General features: G+C 38.8%; 12 protein-coding genes. 1 reads left to right on the top strand and 11 read right to left on the bottom strand.

The window, feature by feature from the left end:
* Positions 1 to 10 precede the first annotated feature (10 nt).
* The 9 genes from AN957_RS18525 to mce form a co-directional block, all read right to left on the bottom strand.
* Positions 11 to 1,333 carry a TadA family conjugal transfer-associated ATPase gene (locus AN957_RS18525; RefSeq protein WP_053476920.1) on the bottom strand — a complete coding sequence of 441 codons (1,323 nt, stop codon included), beginning with the start codon at positions 1,331 to 1,333 and terminating at the stop codon, positions 11 to 13.
* Positions 1,334 to 1,355: 22 nt separating this feature from the next.
* Entirely contained in the window at positions 1,356 to 2,516 is a 1,161-nt protein-coding gene (locus tag AN957_RS18530; RefSeq protein WP_053476921.1) for a CpaE/TadZ family protein, read from the bottom strand.
* Positions 2,517 to 2,542: 26 nt separating this feature from the next.
* Entirely contained in the window at positions 2,543 to 3,325 is a 783-nt protein-coding gene (cpaB, locus tag AN957_RS18535; protein ID WP_075209180.1) for a Flp pilus assembly protein CpaB, read from the bottom strand.
* Between the two features lie 1,086 nt (positions 3,326 to 4,411).
* Positions 4,412 to 5,821, bottom strand: coding sequence for an NADP-dependent phosphogluconate dehydrogenase (gndA, locus tag AN957_RS18540; RefSeq protein ID WP_056685496.1), 1,410 nt, complete (start codon positions 5,819 to 5,821; stop codon positions 4,412 to 4,414).
* An 87-nt stretch (positions 5,822 to 5,908) separates the two neighbouring features.
* The gene (locus AN957_RS18545; protein ID WP_053476923.1) at positions 5,909 to 7,195 is read right to left on the bottom strand and encodes a DNA polymerase IV; all 1,287 of its coding nucleotides are present in this window, start codon (positions 7,193 to 7,195) and stop codon (positions 5,909 to 5,911) included.
* Between the two features lie 95 nt (positions 7,196 to 7,290).
* Positions 7,291 to 7,767, bottom strand: a complete 477-nt coding sequence (locus AN957_RS18550) for a chemotaxis protein CheW (protein WP_056685499.1) — start codon at positions 7,765 to 7,767, stop codon at positions 7,291 to 7,293.
* 383 nt (positions 7,768 to 8,150) lie between these two features.
* The gene (locus AN957_RS18555) at positions 8,151 to 9,272 is read right to left on the bottom strand and encodes a tripeptidase T (RefSeq protein WP_056685502.1); all 1,122 of its coding nucleotides are present in this window, start codon (positions 9,270 to 9,272) and stop codon (positions 8,151 to 8,153) included.
* 129 nt (positions 9,273 to 9,401) lie between these two features.
* On the bottom strand, positions 9,402 to 10,952 hold the full coding sequence (locus AN957_RS18560; RefSeq protein ID WP_053476926.1) for an acyl-CoA carboxylase subunit beta: 1,551 nt from the start codon (positions 10,950 to 10,952) through the stop codon (positions 9,402 to 9,404).
* Between the two features lie 4 nt (positions 10,953 to 10,956).
* Complete coding sequence (mce, locus tag AN957_RS18565) at positions 10,957 to 11,367, bottom strand: methylmalonyl-CoA epimerase (RefSeq protein WP_053476927.1); 411 nt, start codon at positions 11,365 to 11,367, stop codon at positions 10,957 to 10,959.
* 206 nt (positions 11,368 to 11,573) lie between these two features.
* On the opposite strand from mce, the gene prli42 reads away from it, so the two are divergent.
* Positions 11,574 to 11,669, top strand: a complete 96-nt coding sequence (gene prli42, locus AN957_RS27830; protein WP_172797656.1) for a stressosome-associated protein Prli42 — start codon at positions 11,574 to 11,576, stop codon at positions 11,667 to 11,669.
* A gap of 46 nt (positions 11,670 to 11,715) precedes the next feature.
* On the opposite strand, the gene AN957_RS18570 is transcribed toward prli42, so the two are convergent.
* Both AN957_RS18570 and AN957_RS18575 read right to left on the bottom strand, forming a co-directional pair.
* Positions 11,716 to 12,228, bottom strand: coding sequence for a L,D-transpeptidase (locus AN957_RS18570; RefSeq protein WP_053476928.1), 513 nt, complete (start codon positions 12,226 to 12,228; stop codon positions 11,716 to 11,718).
* Positions 12,229 to 12,248: 20 nt separating this feature from the next.
* Complete coding sequence (locus AN957_RS18575; protein WP_053476929.1) at positions 12,249 to 13,244, bottom strand: aromatic acid exporter family protein; 996 nt, start codon at positions 13,242 to 13,244, stop codon at positions 12,249 to 12,251.
* Positions 13,245 to 13,259 lie beyond the last annotated feature (15 nt).

Below are 13,259 nucleotides of genomic sequence, written 5' to 3' on the forward strand. Positions count from 1 at the left end.
GTCCCCCCCTCTATTTACTTTCAAAAAGATTTTCTGGTAGAGTAATGCCGAACATTTTTATCCTTTCTAAACATCTCGGTACTACTCCAGTAGGTGCAAAATACCCTTCAACTTCTCCCGTTTTCTTCATCCCAATTCTTCTGAATGCGAAAATTTCCTTAATGACAATTTCTCCATTGTCTTCCCTATGAATCTCGCAAATGGATGTTAACTTTCTCGTTCCATCCGTTAGCCTTTCTCCTTGAACGATAATATCCAACGCACCAACAATATACTCACGGATGATATGTGTAGGTAAATCCATTCCCGCCATGACAACCATCCCCTCTACACGCCTTAATGCATCAAATGGAGTATTGGCATGGACGGTTGTAATTGACCCTTCATGTCCAGTATTCATTGCTTGAAGCATATCAAACGCTTCCGCACCACGTACCTCTCCGACGATAATTCTGTCAGGACGCATTCTCAACGAGTTTTTCACTAAATGTCGAATGGTAATTTCACCTGAGCCCTCAACGTTAGGAGGTCTTGCTTCCAAACCAACAACATTCTGTTTATCAAGACGCAGCTCCGCGGAATCCTCAATCGTTACGATTCTCTCCCCATTTGGAATGGAGTTGCCCATTACATTTAACAAAGTTGTCTTTCCGCTTCCAGTACCGCCTGATATCAAAATATTTAATTTTGCCCTTACAACAGCATCTAAAAATATCGACATTTCATTATTTAATGATTCAAAATTAAGCAAATCAGTCATTTGAAATGGTTCTTTTCGAAACTTCCTGATGGAAACAACTGGACCAATTAAGCTAATTGGCGGTATAACGGCATTTACACGGCTTCCATCTGGTAATCTAGCATCTACCATCGGTGAACTTTCATCTATTCGCCGGCCGATAGGGGCAACAATTCGATCAATGACATGCCGCACATGATTGTCATCCTTAAACGCAACGGGAGCAAGCTGCAGCTTACCAAGCTTCTCAATATAAATTTCCTTATGGCCATTGATTAAAATCTCTGTGATCGTTGGATCATCGAGCAGCGGCTCTAGCGGCCCGTAGCCTACCGATTCATCAATAATTCTTGTCAATAGCTCTTCTTTATCAAGTCTAGGGATGACAACTTTTTCTTCACTCATAAATTGGCTAATTAGTTGTTCAATTCTTAATCTCATTTCACCTTGAGGAAGACTTGTTAACAGTTCTAAGTTCGCTTCACGCAAAATTCTCGTTTTGTAATGATCGACTAGTTCACTAATATATTGATTTTCATAATTTCCTTTATGTTCTTCTTTTAACTTGATCGTTCTTCTTTCAAATAATGACATCTGTCATCAATCCTTTTAAGAGTTATTCCACCATTTGAACAACCCATTTTCTAACACCTTTTGCAAATGGGATTAATTTCTTTTCATTAGCTTCCTTTCTAAAGGGCACGCTTTTATTAATATGTGCCTGCACTCCTTTAAAATCACGAGGAAACTTAGCAGCAATTGGGTAAGTAATGATATTCTTTACATCACTCGGTTTAATCTCATTTTCTTTTCCCACTTGGTTAATGAGGATTTCCATTCTGCTCTCGGTTTCAATTCCTAGCCTTTGAAATAGCCCCTCCACTTGTTTTAAAGTGTTAATAGAAGGGGTATCTAAATTTAATATGTAAAAAATCTTGTCGGATTCTTCAAGAGCCGCATAGGAATGAATATTCATGGCCACAGGCAAATCCACTATGACAAAGTCATAGCTTCTCCTGCAAGTTCTTAATAGTCTTGCAATGAACCCTTCTGGCAAATGCTCAGCTATTTCTGCATCGCGCGGACTTAGCAGCACTTCTAATTTGGATAGCTTCTCCACTTGGGATACATTTCGAATATGGCTTTCGTTTAGTTCATCAATAACCGGCATTAGATCGGCAAAGGAACGGTTAGAAGTGATTGAAAGAAAAGCCTCTGCACCACCATAGTGTAAATTTAAATCGATGAAGATTACTTGAGCAGTCGATTCAAACTTTAAAGTTTGTGCAAAAGCACTAGATATTAACGTTTTGCCTGATCCGCCTTTTCCACTATAAAACGAATATATTTTTCCCCTGCCTCTTTTAAAGGACTGGCTTGCAACGGCGGTTTCCATTAATTGTTTTTTTCGTTGATAGACCATTTGAATAATGCTATCCATTCGGCCATACAGCATCGCATTTTCATCAGGCAATACGAAGAAATCTTTAATGCCTGCTCTCATTACGCTTTTTAATACATCAAAATTTTGCGAGAATGCGATAAAAACCACTAGAGCCATCGGATTAACTGCATGGATATATTCAATGGCATCTGCAGAGGATTCATCGTCAGATTCAATTAAAAATATTAAATCTGGAGCTAATCGATCCAGCTCAGTCTTCAAATCACGATAAGAGATTAAATCAACTTTTTCGAAGCTATTTAATACACCCCTTAAATGATTTTTCGATTGTTCTTGATCACCAACGAGTAATATTTTTATCTCAGCACTCATTTGCACCCTCCAAATTAAGTTCGGTTCTATTTTTTATTATTTACGTTTTCAGCCCCGTTTTCAGTTGTTTCAACTTTTTCTTTATTTTGCTCCTGCGGTGGTGCGACTGGAGTTACTGGGGCCTTTTGAGTTTCTGCACTTTCTTCTTTTTTCTCCTGCTCGGCTTCCGGCTTATCGGTCTCTGTATTCATTTGGAGTCCTTTTCCAACATTCGCCTTTAGTATTCGAATGGAATCCGCGTAATTTTGCATATGGATAATTTTCGGCGCATCTTCGGCTGGAACTTCAACAGCTACTCCAGAAAAGTTTTTCTCGCTTTTAGAGACGGCAGCAACTAAAACATCCTTCATAAAGATTTCAGTAACGGGCTTCCCGTCAAAATTATGTGATACTACAATATCAACACGATCAAGTCCTTCTAATTCTTCATCAAAACGTATCCGATCTGATTGGAGCATCGTTACTAATCTATTATTTTCATCTGTTGCATTTGAGACAGGTTTTAACATCGATTTCGTGATAATATCTCCCTCAACTAATGGAACAACTAAAACCTTATCAATCAAATCTTCAACATTTGTCACATGTGAATTATTCACATAGCGATTTGGAATTTCCTCCTGTATAACATGGGTAGGCTGAAGTAAAGATCGTGATGGGATATCAGTTGCTGCCACGTATATTTTGGTCATCCCCCCTAATTCACTATTTAATTCTTTAATTTTTTGCAGAAAAAATAGTCCAGCAATAAACGCCAATATTAAAGAGATTGATAAGAAAATAATGGCTCTTCTCTTTGATTCCAACATAATTTGTTACCTCTCTTAGCGATTCACTTTTTGTAGTATGAAATATACATTCTTAATTTTTTTTGCCTTTAATATTAATTACCACCTGTTCACAAATTGGTCAAATACTCCCAAAAAAAATGTCGAATTTTGTCTGTTAAAATATTCCTGATATTGTCTTGAAACTAGAATAATTAATAAAACTAATGGACTATACTTGTCTCATTCCTAAGTCATCTTTTAGTTACTTTTGTAAATTTCATTGAATTAATTCACCTTTTTTATGTTACAAATGTTAATTTTATTAGTACAAATTGTTCATTTTTTGGAAATTAATCACATCTCACCTTTGACGAATTGGGTAGACGACTTAGTTCTTTTGAATTGCAAAGGGAGGGGGCGGATGCTCTCTTCCTAAGCCTCCCTAATTTGCTGATTACCTACCTGAATAAACCATTAATTTATTAAAATATTTCGAAAAATAAAAAATCACACTGCTTTAAATTAGCAGTGTGATTTTTTCCTATTCCCTACAATTTTTAGCATCCTTTTAAGACTCCCACCCTCACCTGCCTTTTTATTAATGACAAACCTTAAGTTTTCTGAGAATCCCACACTGGAATATCACTTGGCTTTTTCCATTTAGGATGCCGGCTGCCACTGTTCCTGTTGAATGTCCTAGACATGATAGTCAAGTCCGTATGAAACAAAATCTCTACACTTTGCAGAATTCCCTTCAATGTCAAACATTGGAATCCCCTTGCATTTGCTCCAGTAATATATAGATTCAAGGGCTGTTGCGACTGGATTGTCCTTTGAAATATAGAATTCAGCTGCTCTTCCGGTTAATGATTCAGCCCAGCCTGCTTGACTTCCTAGCTTGTAGATATGGATGTTTCTATAGCTTTTAATCCTATTTCTGCATTAACCTTCTTCGCGTTTTCTCTGTCAACCATTGAGTTTGCTCATATGAATAATAGCTAATCCCTGCTTTTTTTTCATTAGAACGAATTTTTTAATAGAGTTAATTATATTTTTAATCCCCTTTTCTAATTTGTACAAAAAACAGCAGCATTCATATTGAACGCTGCTGTTTTTTGTATTCTTTTATTTCATCCATTCTGTATGAAACACGCCTTCTTTATCAATACGCTCGTATGTATGGGCACCGAAATAATCACGCTGTGCCTGAATGAGATTGGCTGGCAAGGTTTCTGTCCGGTAGCTGTCATAATAAGAAATAGCTGCTGATAAGCATGGCACAGGAATGCCATTTTGAACAGCCACACCAATGATTTCACGAAGTGCACCCTGATAGCTTTCTACAATTTCTTTGAAATAAGGGTCAAGCAGTAAATTTTTCAAGCCTGCATCCCGATCATAGGCATCCTTAATCTTTTGCAGGAACTGTGCACGAATAATACAGCCTCCACGGAAAATCATCGCAATATCGCCATAGCGTAAATCCCAATTATACTCCTCAGATGCTGCACGCATTTGGGCAAATCCTTGTGCATATGAGCAAATCTTGCTCATGTAAAGTGCTTTGCGGACAGATTCAATGAAAGCTTTTTTATCCCCTGAAAAAGCTTGTTTACTAGGGCCGCTTAGCACCTTGCTTGCAGAGACACGCTCAGCCTTCATTGCAGAAATATAGCGGGCAAACACAGACTCAGTAATAATTGGAAGCGGCACGCCCATATCTAATGCGCTTTGGCTTGTCCATTTCCCTGTCCCTTTTTGACCAGCTGTATCAAGAATGCGATCGACAAGCGGTTCACCTGTCTCATCATCCTTGTTCGCAAAAATATCCGCAGTAATCTCGATTAAATAACTATCAAGTTCCCCTTTATTCCATTCTGCAAATACATCATGAAGCTCATCTGCTCCAAGACCAAGAACATGTTTTAATAGGAAATAAGCCTCTGAAATCAGCTGCATATCTCCATATTCAATCCCGTTATGCACCATCTTTACATAATGTCCTGCACCATCCGGGCCGATATACGTTGTACAAGGTTCCCCATTCACTTTTGCAGAAATATCTTTAAAAATTGGAGCAACAAGCTCATACGCTTCCTTTTGGCCGCCAGGCATAAGGGAAGGACCGAGCAATGCTCCTTCTTCGCCGCCAGAAACACCTGTACCGATGAAATGGAAGCCTAATTCACTTAGCTCTTTATTGCGGCGCTGTGTATCTGTAAATAACGTATTGCCGCCGTCAATTAAGATATCCCCTTTTTTAAGGAGGGGTTTTAATTGCTCAATGGTTGCATCCGTAGGAGCGCCAGCTTTCACCATTAACATAATCTTTCTTGGCTTTTCAATCGAATTCACAAACTCTTCAATGGAATATGTACCCTTAATATTTTTTCCGTTTGTCTCCTTCAGCATCTCATCTGTCTTTTCTCGTGATCGATTATAGACGGAAACGGAATACCCTCTGCTCTCAATATTCATAGCAAGATTTTTTCCCATAACCGCTAAACCTATAATTCCAATTTGTGTTTTTTCCATCCTTTAACACCCCTTCTAAAGCCTATCTTCATGCTAAGAATCCTCTATACTGTAGCAAGATTCAATTATTAATGCAATTCTCGCATACTATTCCTCTTTTTCGGCCTTCCTATAAGGGAAATCCTGCAAAAAATCTTTATTAAAGCTCGTTTCTGCCCCAATATTTCGCTGCTCGGATTTAACCTCCGGCATCATCACTGCTCGATCAATAATATGTGAGCCAAATTTTTCACGAAGAGTTGCTAATGTTGCTAACAAAGGCTCTTTCCTTGCCTCTTTTTCATAGCTAAAGAGGTCTAGCTGTTTAACTGCCTCATTATACTCAATTAAATCCATTCCCGTAATGCCAAGCAGCCGAACGGAATCACCATTCCAATGCTTTAGAAAAAGCTGTTTAGCTATCTGAAATAGCTCCTCTTCCTTTTGAACTGGGTTTTGAAGCTTCCTGCTTCTCGTAATTGTTTTTCGATCCTTGAAACGGATAGTTATCCCTAATGAAGAAGCAAGAACTTTTTTTCTTTTTAGTCTGACACACACAGTTTCAGATAGTTTTTCAAGTACCTGCAAGAGCTCCTGCTGATTGGAAACATCACGAGGCAAAGTGGTTGAATTGCCAATGCTTTTGAATTCGGAAGCTGCATCAGGGTCAACAGGTCTTTGATCATTTCCATTCGCCCTCTCCTTTAATCTCGGACCATTGATTCCTAGAACAGATTTCACTTGAACATCATTTGCTTTTGCTAGATCACCAATCGTTTTTATATGGATGGTCCGTAGTTTTTCCCCTGTTTTCTTCCCAACCCCATGCATTTCTTCCACATCGAGCGGCCATAAAACGGATGGCACATCCCTTTTTCGAAGAACAGTGATCCCCATTGGCTTTTTCATATCAGAAGCCATTTTTGCTAGAAATTTATTCGGTGCAACCCCTATGCTGCACGGTAAATCAAGCTGCCTCTGAATTTGCCTTTGGATCGTTTCAGCAATTTCAAGCGGGGTTCCAAATTCATAGCTTTCCGTTATGTCTACATAGCCTTCATCAATTGAAACGGGCTCAACTAATGACGAATATTGATTTAATATTTCAAACATCCCGATAGAAGCGGCACGATACCGATCAAAATTAGGCTTTTTAACAATCAGCTGCGGGCAAAGCTTTTGTGCCTCCCAAAGAGGCATCGTTGTTTTCACACCGAACTTTCTCGCCTCATAGCTGCACGTCACAATAATTCCCCGCCGTTCCTTTGGATTGCCTGCAATCGCTAATGGTTTCCCCTTTAAAGATGGATCATAGGCCATTTCGACCGAAGCATAAAAACTATTCATATCAACATGCAAAATGACTCGTCCATTTTTCGGATACATTTGTTTCATGCCGGCACTTCCTTGTACTTATTCTTCTACTATTTTAACAAATTTATCTAACAAAAAGAAAACAGAGGATTCAATAATCCTCTGTTCAATCCTATTTATGCCGTTTCCTTTTGTGTCTTCATAAACTCCTGAATCTCTCTAATCCCATCTAGTGATTGAACGAGAATAGATGGGTCAATCATTGTAATCACTCGTGAATCCAGGTTTGCAACGCCAGTAAAATATGTTGTTTTTTGATAAGCAAGAAGACCTAGCTGTTTTAATTTATCAGATGGAATGTCAATGATTTCCTTCGCATCTGAAACAATAACGCCAATTGACAGCATTTCTGTTTGTAAAACAATCATTTTTGTCGATTCATTTGCTTTAAATGAGCGGTTATAAAGAATTCTTTCAAAGTCAACGACCGGAATAAGCTCATCCCGTACTCTTGTAATCCCATTTACATAAGCAGGTAAATGAGGGATTGGTGTAATCCCCTCTACTTTTTCAATCGACATAACAAAATGAATGGGAATGGCGTATTCTTCATTGCCAACTTGAAACACAACTACCTTATTCATCTCTTCCAAAATCTACCCCTCCTGCACTCAAGTGGGTGTATAGTACCACTATTACTAGATTAAATATAACATATTCTACTTCCTGCTGCTTTCTTTTTTAAAGGATGTTTTCGTAAACACTGTTGCCCCTAACACGAATTCGCAGAAGTTGATTTCCGCTCCAGGTCACTCGCTTTCTGCAGGGTGTGCCCTGAACCTTCTCATTGCTAAAGCGCCTGTGGTGTCTCAACTGTCCGCTCCTCCCGAAGAGTCTCACATCTTCCGCTACAATCAACCTTATTTTGCCTAGGATTTTCACTCACACCATTTATCCAAAAACAATCTTTTGAATAGAGTCTTTTTTAAATAGATAAGAGAACCCATTTTTAATAAGGTTCTCTTCTCTCATTTTTTTATTGGGCTGTTACTTCCTCAATAATTGCAATCACCATTTCTGCTAATTTATTTAATTCCTCAATCGGCATCCGCTCATTCGTTGTATGAATTTCCTCGTAGCCAACTGCAAGATTAACAGTTGGGATGTCAAAGCCTGCAATCACGTTCGCATCACTTCCGCCCCCGCTCTTTAATAACTCACAGCTGCGGCCAATTTTTGCAGCAGCTTTGCGTGCCACTTCAACCACATGATCACCTTCGCCAAATTTAAAGCCTGGGTACATAACTTCTACTTCCACTTCAGCTTTACCGCCCATTTCGACAGCTGCTGTTTCAAAAGCTTCTTTCATTTTACTTACTTGCTGCTCCATTTTTTCATTCACTAATGAGCGAGCCTCAGCCAAAATTTCAACATGGTCACAAACGATGTTTGTTTGCGTACCACCTTCGAAACGGCCAATATTCGCAGTTGTTTCTTCATCAATACGTCCTAGAGGCATTCTTGAAATCGCTTTAGCAGCGATTGTGATAGCAGAAACTCCTTTTTCTGGTGCAACACCAGCATGAGCCGTTTTTCCAAGAATTGTTGCCTTCACCTTTGCTTGTGTAGGCGCAGCAACAATAATATTGCCTACCTTGCCATCACTATCAAGCGCATAGCCATATTTAGCAGTAACTAATGAAGAATCAAGTGCCTTTGCACCAACAAGACCAGATTCTTCACCAACTGTAATAATAAATTCAATTTTTCCATGAGGGATGCTTTGTTCTTTTAGTACTTTTATTACTTCAAACATTGCAGCAAGACCTGCTTTATCATCTGCACCAAGAATCGTTGTTCCATCAGTTACAACATACCCATCTTTAATAGATGGTTTAATGCCTTTTCCAGGGACTACTGTATCCATATGAGATGTAAAGTAAATCGTATCTACCCCCTCTTTTGTCCCTTGAAGTGTACAAATTAAATTTCCTGCTCCATGGCCAGTTTGTGCAGTTGTATCATCTTCAAATACCTCAACGCCCAAGTCAGTAAACTTCTTCTTTAAAACCTTTGCAATTTCCGTTTCATATTTTGTTTCAGAATCAATTTGTACAAGCTCTAAAAACTCATTTAATAACCGTTCATGATTAATCATATTCGTCCAATCCTCCCGATTTATGTATATATTTACTTATTTACTATTCTAGTATACCTTTATAGAATCTGTTTGCAAATAGATGAGTATTTGCGAATATAATTCTATTTTCCAAAGAAATCTCTATTTTTATAACGGGATATTTCCATGCTTCTTTTTCGGTCTCGTTTCCTTCTTGTTTCTCAGCATGTCAAGTGCTTGAATGAGCTTTATCCTTGTTTCCCGAGGATCAATCACGTCATCGATCATTCCTCTGCTTGCTGCGACATAGGGATTGGCAAACTTTTCGCGATACTCTTCAATTTTTTGTGCTCTGATCGCTTCAGGATCATCACTATTTGAAATTTCCCTTGCAAAAATGATATTCGCTGCTCCCTGAGGACCCATAACAGCTACTTCCGCATTTGGCCAAGCAAATACAAGGTCTGCACCGATAGACTTACTGTTCAAGGCCACATAGGCTCCACCATAAGCCTTTCGTAAAATAACAGTAAGCTTCGGAACAGTTGCTTCGGAATAAGCATATAAAATCTTTGCACCATGCCGGATAATGCCGCCATGCTCCTGTTTTACACCAGGAAAGAAGCCTGTTACATCCTCAAAAGTAATGAGTGGAATATTGAATGAATCACAGAAACGGATGAATCTAGCCGCTTTGTCAGATGAATCAATATCAAGACCACCTGCCATGACTTTCGGCTGATTGCAAACTAATCCAACCACCTCTCCTTTGATTCGCGCAAGACCAACAACAATATTTTTTGCAAAGTCAGGCTGAACCTCCATAAATGAAGCGGTATCAACAACCTGTTCGATGACTTTTCTGACGTCATAAGGACGAACGGCATCGAAAGGAATGACATCTGTTAGATCGGGCCGGTAATCTTCTTCCAAATCCCTCTCTGCTCTAGGTGGCTTTTCTTCATTATTTTGAGGAAGGTAGCTTAGTAATCGACGGACCTGTTCAATCACTTCAGCTTCTGTTTGCCCTTTAAAATGAGCATTTCCGCTAATTGAATTATGTACGCTAGCCCCGCCTAAATCTTCCGATGAAATTTTTTCACCGGTTACAGTTTCAATCACCTTTGGACCTGTAATAAACATCTGACTTGTCTTCTCCACCATAAAAACAAAATCCGTAATCGCTGGAGAATAAACGGCACCCCCCGCACAAGGTCCCATAATTACGGAAATTTGCGGTATGACACCTGAATAAATCGAGTTCCGGTAAAAAATATGCCCATACCCATCTAAGGAAACTACGCCTTCTTGAATCCGCGCACCGCCCGAATCATTCAAGCCAACAAAAGGAGCTCCATTTTCTGCAGCCAGATCCATCACATTAGCAATTTTCTTCGCATGCATCTCTCCCAGTGCCCCGCCGAAAACTGTAAAATCCTGTGAGAATAAGAAAATCGGTCTGCCATTCACTTTTCCATAACCCGTCACAACTCCATCACCAGGTCCTTTTTGACCATCAAGACCAAAGTCCATGCATCGGTGTTCAATAAACGGGTTTAGCTCGACAAATGTTCCTGGATCAACTAATAATTCGATTCGTTCTCTAGCAGTCAGCTTCCCTTTTTCATGCTGCTTTTCAATTTTCTCATCTCCGCCGCCTAATTCTATCTCTCGCTTGCGATCATATAGTTCATTGATTTTTTCATAGATGTCTGTCATGAGTTCATTTCAATCCTTTCTTCTCACATAATTCATATAAAACGCTCCCAGTTGATTTCGGGTGCATGAAAGCTACCTTGGCTCCTCCTGCTCCAGTTTTCGGTACATCCTGGATCATACGAATGCCTTTTTCCTTTATTTCATTGATTCGATCCTGGATTGAGTCTACACCAAGCGCAACATGATGCAGTCCTTCCCCACGCTTCTCAATAAATTTTGCAACTGCGCTATCTTCATGCGTCGGCTCTAAAAGCTCGAGCTTCGTCTCTCCCGCCTTCAAAAAGGCTACCCTTAATTTTTCACTTTCCACTTCTTCCATGCCAAGCAGTGGAAGTTTAAGAATTTCTGTATAGAATGGCAGCGCCTCATCAAGTGAACGGACAGCAATACCAATATGATCAATTTTTTTAATCAACTCGTTCTCCTTCCTTTCCAATCTAATTTCACGTTAGTTCTCTACATTCAAAAATTATACGCTTTTTTTTATAATAAGAATATACAGATATTTTAATATTCGCTAAACATGTCGAAAATCCTTTAAAAAATCGAGCGGTTGTTCAATTTAAGAATTCCTAGTAAAATAGAGATAAGAAAATGATGATCTAGAGGAGGGTATATTCATTGTCTAATAGAAAGATGCAAAAAATAATCGTATATTTAATGATCTTTGCCATGCTTGCCTCAACATTGTTAATTGGACTAACGATGATTTTATAGAGAAACTAATTGCATATAAAGAGGGACTGTCAAATTGACAGTCCCTTCATTTTATTGCGCCATATGTTTGTCCAAGCTGTTCATAGTTTTCAGAAGTAGAAGTAACTAATATTTTCGTTCCAACTGGAACAAAGTCATATAACGATTCAATGGCTTCATTTTGCAGGCGAATACATCCTTGAGATACGTATTTACCAATAGAGGAAGGATCGTTAGTCCCATGAAGCCCATATATTCTCCCATCTGTATCTTCGGCATCAAATCCAATCCACCTCGTACCCAATGGATTATTTGCATCTCCACCCTTTATATCCTTTTTTCTGTAATAGGGATCCTTCGCCTTCACCGTTATCGTAAAGATACCCTCAGGGGTTAAATCTTCTGTCTTTCCTGTCGCTGCAGTAATCACTGTTTGAACTCTATTGTCATTAATAAAGACTACTTCATTTAGCTTTTTATTCACGATAATGAATGGATCTCCAGGCAGCGGATTAGGTCCCAATGGCCAAATAGGCGAGAAAATAAACGCAATCAGTAGCGAGGAAATGATTTTAAGCAAAGAATCACCTCTTTTTTCCGTTAGTTTGCACCGGATTCAGTGAAATGATTCTCCTTTCTTCCCCGCTTTAACTCCTTTGCAGAGCTTTTAATCCATAAATACTCTTCCATTTCCCTTACAAATTGAAAAAGAGCCGCACGCGCTTCAAATTCTTCTCTCGTTTTTGGCAGCTCCATGCTTTTAAAGGAAGATTTCATTTCGTATAACTTTTCCAAGAAGCGGTTCGCTGTATTTCCTGGATGGATATTTGCAGCTAACTCTTCCATAAAATCAGCCACCATTTCCCCTTGTTCAATTGTATAGGAAATCGAAATGACAATAGGGAGAACTCTTTCAATGATTTCAAATTGCTTTTCCCGCATTTTAAAATAGTGATAATACACATTTTCATTACGGAGTATTCGATTTTCCACATCTCTATAGGCAAGAACTTGTGCTTCTTCAATTAACTGCGCTGTTTCGGTTATCTCCAGCCCATCCCAATTACTTTCGTTTGTACGCAAATAAATAACAATTTCATCAAATATTCTTTTAAAATTTTCTTCAATCTGGATTTGATATTCCAGCAGTTTTTGATCAAGGCTTGGCATATAAAGATTGGCCAGAAGTGCAACACCGATCCCAATCGTTATAATCCCTAATTCATTCATTAGAATATCAAAAGTGACCTCTCCAGCCGAATAAATATGCAGAATGATGACACTGCTCGTCACGATGCCATCACTAATTTTAAGCATAACAGCTGTCGGGATGAAAAATAGTAATAAAAAACCGATGATGATCGGATGATAAGCCATCCCTTCGAAAAAAACTATAGAAAATAACATCGCTAACAAACAGGCGCTGAAACGGTTCCAAGAAGTCTTTATCGATTTCTTTTTCGTTACCTGGATACATAGAATGGTTAATATTCCCGCCGAAACAAAATTATCGAACCCCAAAATCTGAGCAAGAATGATCGCTGCGGATGTGCCAATGGCTGTTTTTATTGTTCGATAGCCTATTTTAAACTTCATATAAAAAACTCCTAC

The sequence above is a fragment of the Cytobacillus solani genome (assembly GCF_001420595.1).
In the GTDB taxonomy this organism is placed as follows: domain Bacteria; phylum Bacillota; class Bacilli; order Bacillales; family Cytobacillaceae; genus Cytobacillus; species Cytobacillus solani.